This is a genomic window from Streptomyces antioxidans (genome assembly GCF_000968685.2).
In the GTDB taxonomy this organism is placed as follows: Bacteria; Actinomycetota; Actinomycetes; order Streptomycetales; family Streptomycetaceae; genus Streptomyces; species Streptomyces antioxidans.
Genome location: NZ_LAKD02000043.1, coordinates 1 through 16,820, shown reverse-complemented (window position 1 = coordinate 16,820; position 16,820 = coordinate 1). Strand labels below are relative to the sequence as shown.

Annotated in this window: 15 protein-coding genes; 8 read left to right on the top strand and 7 right to left on the bottom strand. The window is 70.4% G+C overall.

The window, feature by feature from the left end; genetic code table 11:
- Nucleotides 1-150: 150 nt before the first annotated feature.
- On the top strand, nucleotides 151-1,419 hold the full coding sequence (locus VT50_RS17565; RefSeq protein ID WP_075200516.1) for a VWA domain-containing protein: 1,269 nt from the start codon (nucleotides 151-153) through the stop codon (nucleotides 1,417-1,419).
- Complete coding sequence (locus VT50_RS17560; protein WP_079343845.1) at nucleotides 1,419-2,273, top strand: hypothetical protein; 855 nt, start codon at nucleotides 1,419-1,421, stop codon at nucleotides 2,271-2,273. The genes VT50_RS17565 and VT50_RS17560 overlap by 1 nt, the downstream gene beginning before the upstream one ends.
- Nucleotides 2,274-2,420: 147 nt before the next feature.
- On the opposite strand, the gene VT50_RS17555 is transcribed toward VT50_RS17560, so the two are convergent.
- Nucleotides 2,421-3,002 carry a TerD family protein gene (locus VT50_RS17555; protein ID WP_276207311.1) on the bottom strand — a complete coding sequence of 194 codons (582 nt, stop codon included), beginning with the start codon at nucleotides 3,000-3,002 and terminating at the stop codon, nucleotides 2,421-2,423.
- Between the two features lie 107 nt (nucleotides 3,003-3,109).
- On the opposite strand from VT50_RS17555, the gene VT50_RS17550 reads away from it, so the two are divergent.
- Both VT50_RS17550 and VT50_RS17545 read left to right on the top strand, forming a co-directional pair.
- A complete protein-coding gene (locus tag VT50_RS17550) occupies nucleotides 3,110-3,478 on the top strand; it encodes a BlaI/MecI/CopY family transcriptional regulator (protein ID WP_046089454.1) in 369 nt (122 codons plus the stop codon).
- On the top strand, nucleotides 3,475-4,392 hold the full coding sequence (locus VT50_RS17545) for a M56 family metallopeptidase (RefSeq protein WP_046089455.1): 918 nt from the start codon (nucleotides 3,475-3,477) through the stop codon (nucleotides 4,390-4,392). The genes VT50_RS17550 and VT50_RS17545 overlap by 4 nt, the downstream gene beginning before the upstream one ends.
- 119 nt (nucleotides 4,393-4,511) lie before the next feature.
- Here VT50_RS17545 and VT50_RS17540 read toward each other — a convergent pair whose 3' ends face one another.
- The 4 genes from VT50_RS17540 to VT50_RS17525 form a co-directional block, all read right to left on the bottom strand.
- Nucleotides 4,512-5,186 (bottom strand): DUF305 domain-containing protein, encoded by a 675-nt coding sequence (locus VT50_RS17540; RefSeq protein ID WP_046089456.1) that lies wholly within the window; start codon nucleotides 5,184-5,186, stop codon nucleotides 4,512-4,514.
- 71 nt (nucleotides 5,187-5,257) lie between these two features.
- Nucleotides 5,258-5,797 (bottom strand): hypothetical protein, encoded by a 540-nt coding sequence (locus VT50_RS17535; RefSeq protein ID WP_053048768.1) that lies wholly within the window; start codon nucleotides 5,795-5,797, stop codon nucleotides 5,258-5,260.
- A 98-nt stretch (nucleotides 5,798-5,895) separates the two neighbouring features.
- A complete protein-coding gene (locus VT50_RS17530; protein WP_046089457.1) occupies nucleotides 5,896-6,375 on the bottom strand; it encodes a YflT domain-containing protein in 480 nt (159 codons plus the stop codon).
- Between the two features lie 283 nt (nucleotides 6,376-6,658).
- On the bottom strand, nucleotides 6,659-6,964 hold the full coding sequence (locus VT50_RS17525; protein ID WP_046089458.1) for a hypothetical protein: 306 nt from the start codon (nucleotides 6,962-6,964) through the stop codon (nucleotides 6,659-6,661).
- A 122-nt stretch (nucleotides 6,965-7,086) separates the two neighbouring features.
- Between VT50_RS17525 and VT50_RS17520 the strand changes: the two genes are divergently transcribed.
- Nucleotides 7,087-7,455, top strand: a complete 369-nt coding sequence (locus VT50_RS17520; protein ID WP_046089459.1) for an ArsC/Spx/MgsR family protein — start codon at nucleotides 7,087-7,089, stop codon at nucleotides 7,453-7,455.
- 154 nt (nucleotides 7,456-7,609) lie between these two features.
- Here the strand turns inward: VT50_RS17520 and VT50_RS17515 are convergent, their stop codons facing one another.
- Entirely contained in the window at nucleotides 7,610-9,244 is a 1,635-nt protein-coding gene (locus VT50_RS17515; RefSeq protein WP_078840935.1) for an AMP-binding protein, read from the bottom strand.
- A 530-nt stretch (nucleotides 9,245-9,774) separates the two neighbouring features.
- Here VT50_RS17515 and VT50_RS17510 point away from each other — a divergent pair.
- Entirely contained in the window at nucleotides 9,775-11,811 is a 2,037-nt protein-coding gene (locus tag VT50_RS17510; RefSeq protein WP_046089461.1) for a M6 family metalloprotease domain-containing protein, read from the top strand.
- Between the two features lie 57 nt (nucleotides 11,812-11,868).
- Here VT50_RS17510 and VT50_RS17505 read toward each other — a convergent pair whose 3' ends face one another.
- Nucleotides 11,869-13,251 (bottom strand): M28 family metallopeptidase, encoded by a 1,383-nt coding sequence (locus VT50_RS17505; RefSeq protein WP_046089462.1) that lies wholly within the window; start codon nucleotides 13,249-13,251, stop codon nucleotides 11,869-11,871.
- A gap of 397 nt (nucleotides 13,252-13,648) precedes the next feature.
- Between VT50_RS17505 and VT50_RS17500 the strand changes: the two genes are divergently transcribed.
- Nucleotides 13,649-14,206: a hypothetical protein gene (locus VT50_RS17500; protein WP_240529195.1), complete on the top strand. Its 558-nt coding sequence runs from the start codon at nucleotides 13,649-13,651 to the stop codon at nucleotides 14,204-14,206.
- A 41-nt stretch (nucleotides 14,207-14,247) separates the two neighbouring features.
- On the top strand, nucleotides 14,248-16,820 hold a 2,573-nt coding region (locus VT50_RS17495; protein WP_143645234.1), incomplete at its 3' end, for a type I polyketide synthase.

Here is a 16,820-nt window from a genome sequence, read left to right as displayed (position 1 = left end):
AGGCGGAGGCAAACGCCGCGGCTGACACCAGTGGGATTCTCGTCCACTCCCCGGGGAGTACCCGGACACCCTCCGTACACCCTGCGCGGTATGTCCCACCGTGACGGCGAGCTTTTGGATCACTCGGACGATGCTCCATAGGATGCGCCGGTGATCACAAAGAAACGTCTGGCGACAGGCGCGTTGGGGCTGCTCGCGGCCCTCGCCTTCGGCCTGATATCCCCTTCCGCCGCCATGGGCGGCGAGCCGGCGCCCGATTCCCCCAAGGTCGAGCTCGTGCTCGATGTCAGCGGCTCCATGCGGGCCCGCGACGTCGACGGCGACACCCGGATGGCGGCGGCGAAGCAGGCGTTCAACGAAGTGCTGGACGTCACACCGGAAGAGGTGCGGCTGGGCATCCGCACCCTCGGTGCGAATTACCCCGGTAAGGACCGTAAAGCCGGGTGTCAGGACAGCGAGCGGCTCTACCCGGTGGGCCAGGTGGACCGCACCGAGGCCAAGGCGGCGGTCGCCACCCTGCGCCCCACCGGCTGGACGCCCATCGGACTGGCGTTGCGCGGCGCGGCCAAGGACCTCTCCGGGGGCGAGGGAACCCGCCGGATCGTGCTGATCACGGACGGCGAGGACTCCTGCGGTCTGCCGGACCCGTGTGATGTGGCCCGTGAACTGGCCGCCCAGGGGACCCACCTGGTCGTCGACACCCTCGGCCTGACCTTGGACCGCAAGGTCCGCGAACAGCTCAGCTGTATCGCCGAGGCCACCGGTGGCACGTACACGGCGATCCAGCACCGGGACCAGCTCTCCGGCCGCATCAAGCAGCTGGTCCGGCGCTCGGCCGATACGCCGGTGGAGACGCCCACGCCGGTGCGGGGCGCCGCGGAGTGCGCCAAGGCCCCGTACCTGGGCTCCGGCCTCTACAGCGACCGGGAGAGCTTCGGGGAACACCGCTGGTACCGGATGCGGGTGGCGCCCGGTCAGGAGCTGCGGGCGTCGGCGAGCGTGGCGGTGGACCGCGCCGTGGACCCGGACTACGGCGTGCTGTTGCGGGCGGTGACCCCGGGCGGCCGGGAGCTGGTGCGCGGCAGCGAGGCGGGCAGCGGCCGTACGGACGTCATCTCCAGCGGGCTGCGCTATCCGGTCGCGGATGCGGATGACGACGAGGACGAGACGGCGCGGACGGTCTGCGTGGAGCTGAGCCAGTCGTTCTCCGCGCCCGCCTCCGTCAAGCGCGCTCCGGGCCTTCCGGTGGAGTTCGCCGTCGATGTGGTGGACAACGACGATCCGCCCGCCGATGTGGCCGCCTTCGGCCTGGGCCGCGGCTGGGTGCTGCTGGGCGTGCTCACCGCGGGCGGGCTGCTCGTGGGGTTGCTGTGGGGCTGGCTGGCCCGCTGGCGTGTCACCGTCTGGAGGTCCAACTGATGCGTGCCCTGCGTATTCTCGGCGCCGCGCTCACCCTGTGCGCCGCCGCCTGGCTGACCGCCGCCGCACCGGCCGCCGCGGACGGTGAGGACGGCACCGACGGCAAGAGCGGCAAGGAAGCACCCACCGAGGCGGGGACGAACTTCCGTACCGCCACGGAGGTCGAGCCCGGGCGGCGGGCCACCGCGGCGGCCTCCACCGGCGACTATCTGTACTGGGTGTTCCCGGCCGCCGCCGGGCAGGTCCCCGGGGTGAAGGCGGAGCTGAAGCTGCCCGACGCCTCGAGCCGGCACGGCGGCGCCACCTGGCAGCTGGATGTCTACGACGGTCTGCGCCGCCACCAGCCGTGCGCCTCGGGCACCCCGGCGCGCCGGGCGGCCCAGCAGGACCGGACGGTCACCGTGAGCTGCACCCTGCGCCGGGTGCGGTCCTGGTCCGAGCGCTGGGCCAACGACCCTCTGCAGGGCGCGTATTACGTGCGGCTCACCGTCGTCGATCTGCCCGCCCAGGACCTCGGGCTGCCGATCGACGCCGAGGTCGAGGCGTCCGTACGGGACGCGGGCGGGGCACACGCCGACGGCGGGGACGTCAGCCCGCTCAATCCAGTGCTGCGGGCGGGAACGGCACCGGACACGGATTCCGAGCCGCCGGACGACGACGGCAAGGGCGGGGACATTCCGCACGCGGTCGCCGAGCCGGGGGACGGCTGGGGCTCCGGCTGGTGGTCGGACCGCTGGGTGTGGACCGTGATCGGCGCGGCGCTGGCAGCGCTCGCCGGGGTGGGCGGCTACACCCTCACCCGGGGGCCGCGCTCTCCGGGCCGCCCGCCGGCCGGGACCGGATCCGACATCTAACTCGATGTCCGGAATCGGCGCGGGGCCCGCACGACGACCGTGCGGGCCCCGCGCCACATCGGGCCCGGGGTGATCCGGTCCGTCGGGGGCTTCTCGAGAAGCCCTAGCGGAAGCTCCCTGGAAGCTCTCCGGGGGCGACCCGGACGCTCAGGAATAGTCCTTGCCCATGAGCTGCCCAAAGACCTCGGGATCCGCGTCGAATCCACGAATAGCGCTCTGAATTCCCCATTCCCCCGCATCGTCCCTGGCGAATACCGCGACGGTGGCAGAAGTGGCTTCTGCGACACCGGTGAAGTCACTTGCCAGGAGTTCGGTGTATCCGTCGAGAATCCGGACACCGGTGTTCGCCACATCCCCGAACACCTTCCGCCCCGAACCCTGCTGGATGGTTATCCCGATGACCACCCGAACGTATTCGGACGACAGCCGCTCGAGCTCGAGGGTCATGGATTCGTCGGTGCCGAGGCCCTGACCGGTGCGGCTGTCCCGGTTGAGATTGATGGTGCCGTCCGGTGAGCGGCTGTCGAAGTGCACGAGGTACGCGGGCGCACCATACGGATCGGCGGCGCGGTACGTCCCGGCCACGATGTCGAGATCGTGGGGCGGCTCACCGAGGGGGCTCGGATCCCACTTGAGCGCCACCTCGACTTTCTGAAGCCCCTTGTTGAGACCAGTCACCCGGACTTCCCTTCCCTCGAACCAAACGGATTTGAATGCGCGTGCCGTCAAGCCTATCGCGGGCAGGGCGAGTTGAGGGTTTTCCCACGGCCGCGTGCGGCGCCCCGCCGAGGGGTCTCTACTATGGGCCTCCGTACTAACGGCGGAAGGAAGCGTCCATGCGACGGTTGGGGGACCTCGAGGCGGAGATCATGGACCGCCTCTGGGCTTGGCAGCGCCCCACGACGGTGCGGGAGATCGTGGACGACATCAACGAGCACCGCCCGGTCGCCTATACCACGGTGATGACCGTCGCTTCCATCCTCTACAACAAGGGCTGGCTGCTGCGCGCCAAGGAGGGCCGCGCATGGGTCTACTCACCGGTCCGCAGCCGCGAGGAGTACACCGCGGCACTGATGGAGGACGCCCTCGGCACCAGTGACGACCGCTCCGCCGCCCTGACCCACTTCGTCGAGCAGATGGGCCCCGAGGAGGTCAGCGCGCTGCGCAAGGCCCTGCGGGCCGCGGGGCGGCGGACCGAGGCGTGACGGCCGCCCTCGCCCTGGCCTGCTATGCCGCCGCCGTCGGCGTGGTGGCCCCGAAGGCGCTGGCGGGCAGCGCCTGGCCGCATCGCACACCCGCCCTGGCGGTTGCCGTTTGGCATGGGTTGGTCCTGTCGTTCACCATCGCGCTCGCTCTGACCACTTATCACCTCGTCACCCCAACTTGGCATCTTCACAGTGGAATGTCGGGCTTGCTCCGTTTTTGCGGGCTGACCCTGGACGCCCGGATGCCAGCCACCGGCCCGATCGGCGTTCCGGCCATCGCCGCACCCGCCTCGGTGGCACTGATTCCGCTCGTCCGCTTCGGCCATGAGGTGTTGCGGGCCCGCCGTGTCCGCGCCCGCCACCGGGGTGTTCTGGATCTGGTCGGCCGACGCTCGGCGCGGCTGCGCGCCACCGTGCTGGACCATGACACGCCCGCGGCCTACTGCCTGCCCGGCCGCAGGCCGCGGATCGTGGTGAGCGCGGGCGCGCTGCGGCTGCTCTCCCCTACGCAGCTGGAGTCCGTACTGGAGCATGAGCGGGCGCATATCGCGGGCCGCCACCATCTGGCGCTGGCGGCCACGGAGACGTTCGCCCGGGTGTTCCGGTGGCTGCCGCTGGCGCGTGAGGCCAGGGCGCAGACGGCGCTCCTGCTGGAGATGGCCGCGGACGACCGCGCACTGCGCCGCCATCCGCGCCAGGCGCTCGCCTCCGCCCTCTGCACGATGGCGGCGGGCAAGGCCGCCCACGCCCCCGGTGGGGCCTTCGCGGTGGGCGGGCCGGGCGCCGTGGTCCGGCTGCGGCGGATGCTGGATGTCCGGCGGCGTCCGCATCCCGCGCTGTGCGGCGTGCTGGCGGCGGTCGTGGCGGGCTTACCGCTACTGCCTCCCCTGCTGGGCTGCGCCCCCGGGATGTAGCGCTCCCAGCACACCACCCCCAGCACGCCCCAGGCCCGCCCCTGGCGTTACGGCCCGCCAAGGGCCCGCCCAGGGCCGTGCGGAGGGGCCGCGAGGCCCAGGGCGGGATGTGACGCGACTCAGAGCCGGTGGAGCAGGGTCCGCAGGGTGGCGACCTCGCTCGACTGGTTCTTCACGACGTCGTCGGCGAGCTTCTTGGCCTTGGCGTTACGGCCGTTCTTCTTCTCGTCCTTCGCCATGGCGATCGCGCCCTTGTGATGGTCGATCATCATGCTCGCGAAGGCCCGGTCAAAGGCGGGCCCCTTGGCGGCCTTGAGCTTCCGCATGTCCTCCTCGGACATCATTCCCTCCATGGTGCCCTTACCGCCCGCATCGTGATGCATTCCGGGCATCTCGCTCGAGGGCGCCTTCTCCGGCCTGCCCCAGCCCTTGAGCCAGGACTTCAAGGTGACGATCTCCGGATCCTGAGCCTTCTCGATCCGCCCCGCCAGACTCTTGATCCGCGCGTTCGACGCCTGGCCGTCGGCCAGCCTGGCCATCTCCAGGGCCTGCTGATGATGCGGGATCATCATCTGCGCGAACGTGACGTCCGCGGCGTTGAACGCGCCCGTGCCCGCCGTCGAGCTCGCTGTCGCTCCGGAGGTGGCGGACTCCTTCGCTCCCGTGTGGTCCGCGCCCTTCGTGTCGCCATCGCCGCCACACCCGGCGAGCAGCAGCCCTCCCGCGGTGACGGCGCCCACGAACGCGAGACGGCGATGGATCGACCCTCGCGGGGCACGCATGAATGCGGTCATGTCGATATACCTCTTTTTGCCAAGTGTTGACTGTTCTTTGGGGCGTACCGGCGCTTTACGCGCGGTGCGGCCTATATCCGCAGAACAGACAGGGCGGTGAGGTCGGGGCCGGGCGAGGGATGGTCGGGCCGCGCGACGACGGCCCCCACCACGGGAAGCCCCAGCGGCGGACCGCCCCGGCGGGCGAACACGGCGCCCAGGAGCGCTCCGAGGACCCATACGCCGAGTACCGCGACACACAGCGAGGCCATGTCCATAGCGGTCATGGGTTCGCGTGGCTCTGTCTCGGGCGCGGCCGGGGCATGCCCGGCTTCGGCGGACGGCGCGGCGGCGGTCCGCTGCGTTCCGGTGTCGGTGGCACCACCGTGGCCGGTGCCATCGGGCGCAGGATCTCCGTCGTACAGCACACTGCCGTCGTACGGCCCACCGCCGCCATGCGACACGGGGCGCGCCCCACCGGACGCATGGTGCGCCGAATGGGTCATACCCGGGCCGGAGCCACCCTCGGGATGGCCCAGGGTGTGCATCACCAGGACCCCGAGCGCGAGCACCACGACGAGCAGAAGCCGCGGAAGGACTCCGTCCGTGCGCATGCTCCTGGCGGTGGTCACCGTCGCTCCTCGGGGTCGGCGCGATCTCTCTCGGAGCCCCACCCTACTCCTAACGCGGTTAGTACGCGCACCAACCCCCGGAGACTTCCCGGGGCCGCTTAGACCTCCCGCATCGCCAGCCTGGCCAGCATGTTCTTCGCGTCATCGGCGACCTGGGCGTCCGCGACCACCTCATAGCGCGCGGCCACGATCTGGCTGCGGGACGAGAAATCGCGCCGCCCTCCGGTCATGGCGTGCCCCACGAAACCGAAGATCGCGCCGAAGATCGCGCCATAGACCAGACCGCTCAGCAGCAGCACGATCACGTTGTGGGCCCCCGCCGCGAACACGGACAGCAGCAGCCCGATCAGCAGTCCGAACCACGCCCCCGTACCGGCGCCCGCGAGCGCCGCACGGCCCCTGGTCAGCCGCCCGAGCACGGTCTCGACCATCCGGAGGTCCGAGCCGATGATCGCGGTGTGCTCCACCGGGAACTTGTTGTCGGCCAGGAAATCCACTGCGCGCTGAGCCCCGGCGTAGGTCGGGTACGAGCCGACGACCGGGCGGTCGACCACCTCCGACGGCGGTTGCTGGGTCATCGCTGACTCCCTCCGTCAAGGAGAGCGTGCGCCCGCGCCTGCCCCCTCGCAACGGGAGAGAAGCGGGAGGAGCGGAGAAGAGCGGAGAAAACCCCAGCGGAGAGTGCGCGCCGCCGCCGCGCCGCCGGTTATCCGGAACACCGCCGCGGCTCTCCGTGGAACATTTCCCCGGCACTCTTCGCCCCTCAATTCCCACCCGTCCGAGACCACGCGATTCCCGGAGGTCTCCGGTTCCTTTCCGCCGAGCGGAAAGGAACCGGAGACCCGAAGGGGCTTACCGGTATCAGCGGCGGGCGAGGTGGTCAGTTCGGTCGGTGTGATCGGTGCGGATGAGGGAGCGCACCATCCGGCAGGTGGTGTCGGACGGCGGATGCACCCCGATCCGGGCGGCCGTGGTGCGTATCTTGCGGTTGGACGCCTGCTCGGGGCGGTAGACACCGGAGTTGAGCAGCGCGATGGCCAGGCGCATGGCCTTCAGACGGCGGTTGTGGGACTCGTACCACTCACGCGGGCGCCCGGCGGGCATCCGCTTCTTCGGCAGGGTCGGAAAGGTCGGCAGATCCTGAAGAGGGGGTCCGGCAACGGCCATCGGCAGCCTCCTGCGTCGGTCGGGAAAGCTTCCCTTCAACTCCCTCCATTCTACCGCCGGGTACTGACAAAGGCCCCTGGTCAGACCCCGTTCCAGGGCGGTCTCGCGGTACCGTGTGCGGCATGGAGATCTGGATCAATCCGGCATGCACGAAGTGCCGTAGCGCGCTCACCCTGCTCGACGCGGAGGGCGCCGGTTACACCGTGCGCCGCTATCTCGAGGACGTACCGAGCCAGGACGAGATCCGCGCGGTGCTCGACCGGCTCGGGCTGGATCCGTGGGACATCACCCGGACCCAGGAGACGGCCGCGAAGGAGCTGGGCCTGAAGGACTGGCCGCGCGAGGAGAGCGCACGGGACCGCTGGATCGCGGCGCTCGCCGAGCACCCCAAGCTCATCCAGCGGCCCCTCATCACGGCGGACGACGGTTCGGCGCTGGTGGGGCGCACCGAGGAGGCGGTACGGGAGGCGCTGTCCCGGTCCCGCCGCTGACCCCGGGCCCAGCCCACGGGAGTACGGAAAGCGCGCACCAGATACGCCCCGGCGCCCCGTGCCGTACACGGGGCCCCGGGGCGTATGTGGCGGCGCGCGGTACCTCGGTGTCCCGGCGGCGCTCGGTACCTCAGTGCCCCAAGGCCGCGCCGGCTCAGCGGCTCCGCGGTGTGGTCTGCTGCGGGCGCAGCAGGAACCGCTGTGTCTTACCGCTGGAGGTCTTCGGCAGCTCGGTCACGAAGTGCACCTGCCGCGGATAGGCGTGCTTGGCGTACCGCTCCTTGACCAGTTGCTGCAGCTCGGCCCCGAGCGCGTCGCCCGCCTCGATCCCGGCGCGCGGCACCACGAACGCCTCCACGATCTCGCCGTACTCCTCGTCCGGTACGCCGACCACGGCGGCCTCCGCCACCGCGGCGTGCTCCAGCAGCACGGTCTCCACCTCGAAGGGGCCGATGCGGTAACCCGCCATCAGGATGATGTCGTCACCGCGCCCCGAGAAGAACAGGTGACCCTCCTCGTCGCGGGAGGCGGTGTCACCGGTGTAGAACCAGCGCCCGTCGGGGCTGAACTTCTCGGCGGTCTGCTCGGGGGCGTCGCGGTAGCCCCTGAACCACATCAGCGGGCTGTCGGGGATGTCCACCACGACCCGGCCGGGGATGTCCACGCGGGCCAGCGCGGAGTTGGTGTCCTCGCGCAGCACCTTGACCCCCCAGCCGGGCAGCGGACGGCCCATGGAGCCGGGCTTGATCTCGTCCCGCAGCGCCGGGTGCCACGCGTGGGCGATCACCATGCCCAGCTCGGTCGAACCGTAGTGGTCGCGCACCGGCACGCCGAGCGTCTCGAGCGCCCAGTCGACGACGTCCGGGGGGAGCGGTTCGCCCGCCGCGGAGCAGCAGCGCAGCCGCAGATCGGCCGGGGCGGGGATGCCGGAGGAGCGCAGCTTGCGGTAGACGGTGGGCCCGGCGGCGAAGTTGGTGACCCCGAAGCGGGACAGCACCTCCCAGGTGGACTCCGCGGAGAACAGGCCGTTCAGCAGCAGTGCGCGCTGCCCGAGGGCGAGGGGCCCGATGAGCGCGTAGTACAGGCCGTACGCCCAGCCCGGGTCGGCGGCGTTCCAGAAGACATCGGTGGGCCGCTGGTCCAGGCCGAACTGCTGGTACATGGCGAAGCCCGCGACGGCCCGCAGTGGGATCGGGACGGCCTTCGGCGTGCCCGCGGTGCCCGAGGTGAACAGCTCCACGATGAGCCCGTCGCCGCCCACGGCCACCGGCTCGGGCAGCGGGGCGTTCCCCTCGGCCAGCTCGGCGAAGGACAGATCGGCCCCGGTGGCCGGGCCGGTGGTGACGATCCGCCAGGGGCGCTCACCGGGGAAGCCGGACTCCGGGTCCAGCTTGGGGCGTTGATCGGCGTCGGCGATCACGACCTTGGTGTCATTGCCCGTGATCCGCAGCGCGATGGCGGGCGGGGCGAACGCGGTGAACAGCGGCACCTGGACGGCCCCGAGCCGCCAGATCGCAAGGCTCGCGACCAGCAGTTCGGTGGATTTGCCCATCAAGGTGGCGACGCGGTCGCCCACTCCGACCCCCAGGGCGGCCAGGGCACCGGCCATGCGCGAGGAACGGTCACGGAGCTCCCCGTACGTCAGGTCATAGCCGGTCAAGTCCTTGCCCACCACCGTGAACGCGACGGCGTCGTCCGGGTGCCTGTCGCACAGCAGGTACGCGGTATTCGCCGCAGGCTCACCGAAGGTCTTGAGCAGGTCAGCCATGCGCTGTTCTGGGCTGGTCAAGAGGTCTCCTAGTGCTGGTATCCACAAGTGGCTGGTATCCACGGGTGTGCTGGTATCCACGAATCGCGCCGGACGGAAGGAGGGCCGGTGCCCGGCTTCGGGCGAGCGCGGACGCACCTCGGGGGCGCGGGCGCACCTCGCCTTCCGGGGTGGGCTGTTCCCGGGCTGTGCTGGCGAAGTCCCAGGCGGCGGCAGCTCCCGTTGGCCGGTACACGCTATCGCGCTTTCCGACCGGTCCGTCAGCCGTCCTCCGACTTCGGCATTCCCGGGACACTTCGGCATCTCTTGAGCGCTTCGGCATTCCCCAGGCACGTCCGCGGCCCCTAGGCACTTCGGCATTCCCGGGGCACATCCGCGGCCCCTAAGCACTTCGGCATCCCCGGGGCACTTCGGAGGTCCCCAGGCGCACTGGCGCCCCGACGCACTCTGGCGCCTCTCCCTTCCCCGTCCTACCTTTTGGGCAGCCGTAGGCATACCGCTCGCACGGCTTGTCATGTCTGAGCTCCGAGACGCCCGACACGAGGTGAGCCTTGATCCTCCCCCGAAGACCCGTCGGCCGGTTGACCGTCGTCGCCGCCGTCCTCGCCACCGCGGCGGCCATCGCCGCCGGGCCCGCCCGGGCCACCCCCGACGGCACACCGTCGGCCGCCCCCGCCCGGCCGTCGCCGGTGCGGCCGATCGATCCGCAGCACTGGCGCAACCCCGACGACATGACCTGGGCCGACTACCGCGCGGTCCCCGGTACCGACTGGGCGGACCCCGCCGTCAAGCCCACCCAGCGCACCTTCAAGGGTGCGCTGGTGCTCCTGGACTATCCGGACGAGGAGTTCACGGTCGGCCAACCGCCCGGGTCCACGCTGTTCGGCAATCCGCAGCCCAGCGCCTCCGATGTCCCTCGCGCCCGGCTTCCGCGCTTCTACCAGGACTTCCTCAACACACCTGGGCCGCTGAACAACGGTCACACCATCAACGAGTACTGGATGGAGGACTCCGGCGGCCGCATCGGTGTCGATCTGACCGCCTTCGGTGTGTACCGCATGCCGGGCCGGTCCCATCAGTACGGCGTCGAGGACTCGATGAACCCGGGCGCCTGCCCGCCCGGAGACACCTGTGGCAAGAACATCCGGGAGGACGGCAGGGCCGCCTGGGTGGCCGATGTCGGCGCAGGCAAGGCGGACTCCTTCGACTTCGTCTTCTACCTCACCGCCGGACAGGACGAGTCGTCCACCTGGCAGGAGTTCGGCCCGATGAAGTTCCCGGGCGCACCGGACATACCCGCCGCCTGGGGACCACCGGCCCCCACGGGCGACAACTCCGCCCGGACCCGCTACGTGCCGTGGACGTCCTGGCAGGCCGCGGCCCGTATCTGGCCCAACGCCGCCGACGGGTCATCGGTGCAGGCCGAGAGCTCCGGCATGGCCGTGTACGCCCATGAGCTCAGCCACATCCTGGGCATCGGGGACAACTACAACAACCCGTACGGCACCCCGCTCAGCCGTGCGTACACCGGCATCTGGAGCATGCTCTCCCGCGGCTCCTTCAACGGCCCCGGCGGTCCCCACACCCGGTGGCGGATCCCCGCCACGGCCGGGGGCTCGATGGGCTCCCAGCATGTGCTGCGCGACAAGCTGAAGCTCGGCATCGTGGACGAGAAGAACGTGCTGCGGCTGGACCGCGCCGCGCTGAAGAGCTCCGGCCTGGTCGTGGCCCGGGTGACCGCACGCTCGGCGCCACCGGGCGAGCAGGGGCTCTCCGGGGTCAACATCGCCATGGGCGGCGGCGATCTGTCGGGGCCCTGCGACAACGCCACGGACCCGCTGTGTGACGGCGGCGGCTACGACAACTACACCGTCGAGGTCGTCGACCGCATGGGCATGGACTCGTTCACCCCGGACCACGGGGTGCTGCTGGCCAAGACCAAGGACCAGGACCGGGCACCGTTCGCCTGGGTGGTCGACGCCCACCCCGAGGACATCGACATGGTGGACTTCGAGCGCCCCGACGGCACCACCCAGAAGATCACCATGGGTGACTACCGGCAGCTCAGCGATGCGCTCTTCCACGCCGGGGCCGACTCAGGCAGCCAGTACGAGTACACCGACCGGGCCAACCGGCTGCACTTCTATGTGCTCGACCTCAAGCGCGACAGGTCCGGAGTGCTCTCGTACACCATCGCCGTGAAGTCCCTGGACGGCGCCGGACCGCAGCGCCGCGGAGTGGCCCTGCACCGCGGTACGGCCAAGGGGGACCCCTCCCGCTCCCGGGCCGTGTGCACCTTCGGCCTCACCAACACCGGGCGCGCCACCGGGGACCGGGCGAAGACTCCGGCCACATCGGTGGACTCGGATGTCTACCGGCTGTCGGCGAAGGCCGTCGGCCGCGGCTGGTCCGCCTGGCTGCCCAACCGCCTCGCCACCGCCAGGGCCGGTGGCTCGGTGGACGTGGAGGTGGCCGTGGCCGCGCGGAAGGGTGCCGAGCGGCGGGGCGCGGTCGTCCTCACCGCCCGCTCCGAGAGCGATCCGCACCGAACGGCCACGGCGCTGTGCCGGGTGTCGGGCCGCCGGTAGGGCAACGGGGGACGGCCCGCCGGGAATACGGCGGGCCGTCCCCGTTCAGCGGGACTGCTACGCCCCGTCGATCGGCACCCTGAGGGTGTCGGGCTCACAGCCCGCCGTACCGGCGATGATCCGCGCCGCCCCCCTGGTGAGCGGCACCAGGCTCCGCTCGTCCACCTTGTCCGGGGTGTCCCGCGGATCGAAGATGTACATGGGCGTGGTGATCAGCTGCACCAGTGGCACACCCGTGTAGTAGAAGTAGGCGCCGTCGGTGGCCGGGTTCGGCGCGAAGGCGGTCGGCGACAGGATCCACGAGCGGCGCAGGTCCTCCGCCGCGAGGGAGTCGGCCACCAGCTGCTCCAACTGGGGCGCCTGGGTGGTGAACCACCAGCGGACCTCGGGATGGTCGGTGGGCACGACCTCGCCGTCGACCACCTCCGCCTGGCGGGCGGCGTGTTCCAGATGCATTTCGAGGACGACCCGGGGGAAGAGCTCCGGGTGCGCCGCGATGAACGCCTGGGTGCCCGCGGCGCCCGCCATATGGCCGGACGTCAGCACGAACAGCATGTTGTGCGGCCGCAGTTCCTGTGGCACCGACGCCCAGAACGTGGCCTGCGCCAGGACGAGCGCGACCCCGGAGGCGTCCTCCACCGCCGATGCCCAGGGGCCGTCGTGGTGTGAGCCGACGATCACCCAGTGATCGGAGGCGCCGGGCAGGGTGCCCACCACATTGTGGGTGGTCTCCTCGGTGATGGTGGCATCGGAGACGATCCGGCCCTCGCACTCCCCCGACGTCATCAGCTCGCGGACCCGCTGCCCGTCCGCGCCGCTCAGCCAGATGCCGGGGATGGGGCGCCGTTCGGCGTCATACGGCCAGTAGAAGTCGCTGGTCTCCCAGGGCAGTCCGGTGAGCAGGCCGACATAGGCCGTGGCGCCGTCCTTGATGGCGATGTCGAAGTCCAGCACATGGGGGAGGTCGAAGGGCACGGTCTGGACGAGGTCGGGGAACACGCCCTCGGGGTCGTAGGAGCCCGTGGCCCGGGCCTCCACCTCGGTCTGCGGCAGCTGAGTAAAGCCGATCTCCTGGACCGCGATGGAGCCCCGCACCTCCCCGTTCTCCATCCGCGCCAACGGGCCCTCGGTGCCCTCGGTCGGGGTGGTGTACGGCAGGGCGAGTCCCTGGAAGCGGATGGCCTCATCGGGTCGCCCGGTGGGCCAGATCTCGAAGGTGGCGGACCGCGGCCGCCAGATGGGCGTGTCCAGCGGCTCCAGCCGTACGTCCGCCAGGCCGGTCTCCCGGAATTGTTCGGCGGCCCACTCCTCGGTCCAGCCGTCGGCCGGATAGCCCGCCCGGCGAATGCCCTGGCTGACGATCAGCTCGATCCAGGCCATCATCTCCTTCGAGGTGGGGGCCCGATCGATGTACTTCTCCAGCTCCGGCCAGCCGCCCATCGTCATCCTCCTCATCGCCCTCATCGCCACGGTCGGCATTCATGGTCGGCGGGCGGGCTAAAGCTGGGCTAACGCGAGGCCAGTACGCCGCTTTTCGCCGCACCCCATTTGGTATCGGTTCGCCATCGACGAGCAGGCCAAGCCGGGCGTTAGGCCCACTTTGGTGACGGCACAAATGATGGTCGCCATATGCCGGACAGGCCGCCGCTCAAGCGGCTCAGCCGCAGGTCAACGCCCGATTGACGGTTGGGAGTCGAGTGTGCGTACCGAAAGCTCGGAGGAACGGGAACGGGAACGGGAACGGGAACGGGAACGGGAACGGGAACGGGAACGGGAAGCGCGGGGCGCGGCCCGGCGGAGAAGGTGGACCCGGCAGATCCCCGCCGGTGTCGTGGGTATGGCCGCCCTGAGCCTGATCGCGCTCACCGTCTCCCCCGTGAACGCCGAGCCCGATACCAGAGCCGAACCGCCGCGCGGCAGAAATCCGCTCCCCGCTCCCCCGCAGATCCGCGATCTGGACTTTCTGCTCGGCTCCCACACCTGTGACTACACCCCACCGCCCGGCGGAAAGCCCGCGGTGCTGAAGCTGAACACCAAGCGGGCGCTGGGCGGGCATTACCTCTACACGGACGCCACGCTCGAACCCGGGGGCGTGGTGGGCCGTTCGTCCTTCGGCTGGAATCCCGTGGACCGGACATTCATCACCCAGTACCACGACAACTGGGGTTCCTCGGGGAACTACACCTCGCCCGGCTGGAAGGACGGCCATCTGATATTCAAGGGCCCCCTCACCCAAGTGATCAACCCGAACGCATCGGGGGAGACAACGGGCGTGAAGCTGGACCTTAGGGATGACTATCAGGTGCTCGGGCCAGGGCATTTCAAGGACACCACGAGCTTCACCTTCCCCGACGGAAGTACCTTGCAAGGCAGTTACGACTGCCGCCGCCAATAGCGTTCAGCATTCCGGACCGAGGGAAGTGGGGGTGGCCGACCATGGTGAGCGATGAAGAGAAGCTGCTCGACTATCTGAAGCGGGTGACGGCGGATCTCCGGCAGACACAGCGCCGTCTGAAGGATGTCGAGTCCGCGGGGCATGAACCGGTCGCCATCGTGGGAATGTCCTGCCGCTTCCCCGGAGCCGTACGGTCCCCAGAAGAGCTGTGGGAACTCGTCGCCGCGGAGCGGGACGCCATTTCGGAACTCCCCACCGACCGCAATTGGGATCTGGAGAATCTCCTCCACCCAGACCCGGACCATCCTGGGACGAGTTATGCGCGCGAGGGCGGCTTCATCGACGACCCCGCGGGATTCGACGCCGCATTCTTCGGCATCAGCCCCCGCGAGGCCCTGGGGATGGCGCCGCAGCAGCGGCTGGCCCTCGAGGCGTCCTGGGAGGCCATCGAGCACGCCGGGGTCGATCCTGAGTCGCTGCGGGGCAGCCGGACCGGCACCTTCATCGGCTGCGATCACCTCGACTACTGCTCCGACGCCTCCCAGGTGCCCGAGGGCTCGGCGGGCTACTTCACCATCGGCAACTCCGCCAGTGTGGTGTCCGGCCGGGTGGCGTACACCCTCGGTCTGGAGGGCGCCGCGATGACGGTGGACACCGCGTGCTCCTCCTCCCTGGTCGCCATGCATCTGGCCTGCCAGGCGATCCGGCAGGGCGAATGCGAAATGGCGCTCGCCGGGGGCGTGGCCGTGATGTCCTCGACGGCACCGTTCATCGGCTTCAGCGAGCTGCGGGGGCTCGCGCCGGACGGCAGGTCCAAGGCGTTCTCGGCCAACAGCGACGGCATGACCCTGGCCGAGGGCGTGGGCGTCCTGCTACTGGAACGGTTGTCGGACGCGCGCCGCAACGGCCACCGGGTGCTGGCCGTGATCCGGGGCACGGCGGTCAACCAGGACGGCGCGAGCAACGGCCTGACGGCGCCCAACGGGCCCTCCCAGCAGCGGGTGATCCGGCAGGCGCTCGCCAACTCCCGGCTGTCCGCGTCCGATGTGGACGCGGTAGAGGCACACGGTACGGGTACGCCGCTGGGCGACCCGATCGAGGCCCAGGCGCTGCTGGCCACGTATGGGCAGGAGCGGCCCGAGGGGCATCCGCTGTGGCTGGGGTCCATCAAGTCCAACATCGGGCACGCACAGATGGCCGCGGGCGCGGCCGGGGTCATCAAGATGGTGATGGCCATGCGCCATGGGGTGCTGCCCGCCTCACTGCACATCGACGAACCGACCCCCCATGTCGACTGGAGCACGGGCGATGTCCATCTGCTGACCGAGGCGCGGGAGTGGCCCCGGGGCGAGCATCCGCGGCGGGCGGGGGTCTCGTCGTTCGGCATCAGCGGGACCAACGCCCATCTGATCCTGGAGCAGGCCCCCGAGGGGGTCGCAATGGCACAGGGGGGCACTGAGGCGCAGCCGGGGGCGGCGGTCGGTTCGGGGGAACTGGTGGAGTCGGTGGGTGGGCCGGTGCCGTGGGTGGTGTCGGCGCGCGGTACGGAGGCGCTACGGGGCCAGGCGCGGGCGCTGACCCAACGGGTGCACGCCGACCCCGGCGTGAGTGTCACCGATGTGGGATGGTCCCTGCTGCGCTCCAGGACGCTCTTCGACCACCGGGCCGTGGTCATCGGCCAGGACCGCGAGGAGCTGGTCGCGGGGCTGGAGGCACTGGCCGCCGGGGAACCACATCCGGGCCTGGTGCACCCCGGCACGGCCGCCGAGGCCACCGGCCAAACCGTGTTCCTCTTCAGCGGACAGGGCAGCCAACGCCCCGGCATGGGCGCCGAACTCTACGACCACTTCCCCGTCTTCACCGAAACCTTCGACGAGGTGTGCGCCCTCCTCGACCCGCATCTCCAACACCCGCTACGGCAGGTGGTCTTCGAAACCGACCCCGAGCAGGCGGCGCTGCTGGACCACACCACCTACGCCCAAGCCGGACTGTTCGCCCTACACATCGCCCTGGCACGACTCCTCGACTCGCTCGGCGTACGCCCCGGCGCCGTCATCGGCCACTCCATCGGCGAAATCGCCGCCGCCCACATCGCCGGAGTCTTCGACCTCCCCGACGCCTGCCACCTCGTCGCCACCCGCGCCACCCTCATGGGAAGACTCCCCGACGGCGGAGGCATGGCCACCATCACCGCCACGGCTGAGGAACTTGCCGAAGATCTTGCCGCACACGACAACCAAGTGAGCATCGCCGCCCTCAACACCCCCACCAACACCGTCATCTCCGGCCCTCTTGAACTCGTCACCGACATCAGCACCACCTGGGCCTCGAAGGGCCGCAAGACCCGCACACTGACCGTCAGCCACGCCTTCCACTCCCCCCTGATGGACCCCATCCTGGAACCCTTCGCGCAGGCCATCGATGGCCTGACCTTCCACTCACCCACCATCCCAATCCTCAGCAACCTCACCGGCCAACCAGCCGACGAGGAAATCACCACACCCCGCTACTGGGCGCAACACATCCGCCAGCCCGTCCACTTCCACCCCGCCATCACCCACATCGCACCCGAAACCGGCGTCTTCCTCGAACTCGGCCCCGACCCCACCCTGGC